At 62.9% G+C, this 2,112-nt stretch carries 3 protein-coding genes; all 3 read right to left on the reverse strand.

All coding sequences use genetic code 11. The features are described 5' to 3' along the window. Nucleotides 1-37: 37 nt before the first annotated feature. Nucleotides 38-1,222 (reverse strand): IS4 family transposase, encoded by a 1,185-nt coding sequence (locus JOZ76_RS16960; RefSeq protein ID WP_291699936.1) that lies wholly within the window; start codon nt 1,220-1,222, stop codon nt 38-40. A gap of 96 nt (nt 1,223-1,318) precedes the next feature. Beyond that, nucleotides 1,319-1,672, reverse strand: coding sequence for a ParB/Srx family N-terminal domain-containing protein (locus JOZ76_RS16965; RefSeq protein WP_291699938.1), 354 nt, complete (start codon nt 1,670-1,672; stop codon nt 1,319-1,321). Nucleotides 1,673-1,887: 215 nt separating this feature from the next. After that, nucleotides 1,888-2,112 (reverse strand): hypothetical protein (locus JOZ76_RS16970; RefSeq protein WP_291699939.1); only part of this gene is annotated, 225 nt, incomplete at its 5' end.

Here is a 2,112-nt window from a genome sequence, read left to right on the forward strand (position 1 = left end):
GCGCATAGCTGTCCGGAATTGTGGAGCATGTTTGGTTTCATCGGAATGCGAAGCAAGCTTGTGGATTGGGCGGCCGCAGGGCGGGTGGTTTAGGAGGCGGGGTTCGGCTTTGGCGCAGACTGAACGGGCTGAACAAGCTGAGCTTGAGGTGAGTGAGGAGCAGTGCGGTGCTGCCGTTGAAGGCGCGGGCGGCGGTGTGGTGCAGAATGCGCAACAGCATAAAGGCGATCAGCGCGACATAGATCTGGATGCGCACGGCGTTTTCACTGCGGCCGAGAAAGCGGCGGATCTTGAGGTTCTGTTTGAGCCATTTGAACAGCAACTCGATCTCCCAACGCGCTTTGTAGAGCTGTGCGATCTCGGTAGCCGGCCGCTTGCGATCGTTGGTGAGCAGATAGAGCGGCTCGTCATGATCCGGGCGGGCGACAACGATCTCGCGCAGCGCGACGTCGTAGAGCGGGTTGAGCGGCGCCCCGCCGCGGGGCTGACGATGGCCGATCTTGATCAAGCGGTCGGCGAGGATGCCGTCGCCCTTGGCCTTGCGCTTGCCGACCAGGCGGCAATGCGCGTTGCGCTTGCGGCGGGTGAGGAAGACCGCGCCGGCCTCGATGATCGCCGACCACCAGCGGTAATCGGTATAGCCCTTGTCAAAGACATAGGTGGCGCCGGGCTGCAGCGGGATGGCGCGGCCGGCGACGACGTCATCGACCTTGGCCGAGGTCACGTCGAACCACACTGGCTGACCCTGCCGCAGATCATGCAGCAGATGCAATTTCAGACCACGGGTACGGGCATTGGCCTCGGCCCAAGCAAAGCCATCGCCTTTGAGCGGGATCGGCGTCGAATCGAGCAGTCGGATCAGCGCTTCGCCGTCGCGGCGCAGCCGGCCGGCGGCAACCGGGATCAGCGCCAGCGCGATGTCGCGAAACACCGCCGCCGGCCGTGCGCCATTGGCGTCGGCCAGGGTCGAACGGCACGGCGCGCGCAGATTGAGGTGATAGAAGGAGCGGCTATGCGCGCCCAGTCCGGCCACGATCTCGCGCAGACTGATCAATCCCTGCCATTGCGCGAACAGCAAACTTCGCAGATGGCGCTCGCAGGTCCAGGCGTTGTCGCCGCTGCCCACGCCATGATCGCCGTCATGCGCGGCAACCGTGCGGGCGATCATCCGGCGATCCAGCGGTTTCAACAGCTCGTGAAATGCGGTACGACTGTGGGGCACGGCAGACCTCAAAATCATGTTTGCACAACACGATTTTGGCCCAAGATGTTGGGTTTGTCTGCCGTGCGTTTCACTCTGCGTTAGAATCCCGGACAGCTATGAGCTCGCCAGCGCCGCCAATTCATTGTCGGCCAGGCGATAGGCCTGCTTCTCCTCCTCGCTCCAGCCGTGTGCGACGATCACCGGGACCGGCACCGTCAGCCCCAACATCGCGCCGGCCGCGACCCTGCAGTGACCGGCGATCAGCACACCGTGTTCGTCCGCTAGGACCGGGTTCGTCCACCCCCATTCGAGGATGGAGGCGGCGATCCTCTCGATATCGGCCGCGCTGTGAAGCCGCGGGTTGTTCGCATAGGGTATCAGCCGTTCGATCGGCCACAGCTCAACCTGTTCGGCCGGCCATGGCCGTGTCGGGCTGGCCTTCGCCGACGCTGATTGTGTCGACAACACCACTCATCTCCGATGACGGCAGGCAATGCATCGTCGGGACGGTGCGGCGCCATAGAGAAGATCGTCGGCAAGTTCGTCGGTGAGCGGTAGGAGTATAGACATGTGATCCCCTCGATGATTGGGATCTGGAATCTTCCATATATCCCGGCGCGAGTCGGCCGATTGGGCCAATCAAGGCCAATTTCAGCTCAAATCGGCCTTACTCGATCAATAGGTTAGGTGCAGCTCCGCGTGGGCGAGCCGTTGTTGACGCGAGCGCGATACTCGTCGATCCACTTGCGCACGTATCCACGGATCGTCGACTCGGCAGGATTATGCCCACGCGCGGCGAGTATGTCGGCCACGTAGCGTTCAAGCGCGGCCTGCCCGCCATCCCCAGGCTCGGGAAACCCGTTTTGCTCGAGCCAATTCATCGCGCGTTTCCGGCCGATTGCCCAAAA

It is taken from the genome of Bradyrhizobium sp. (assembly GCF_019244115.1).
Classification (GTDB): Bacteria; Pseudomonadota; Alphaproteobacteria; order Rhizobiales; family Xanthobacteraceae; genus Bradyrhizobium.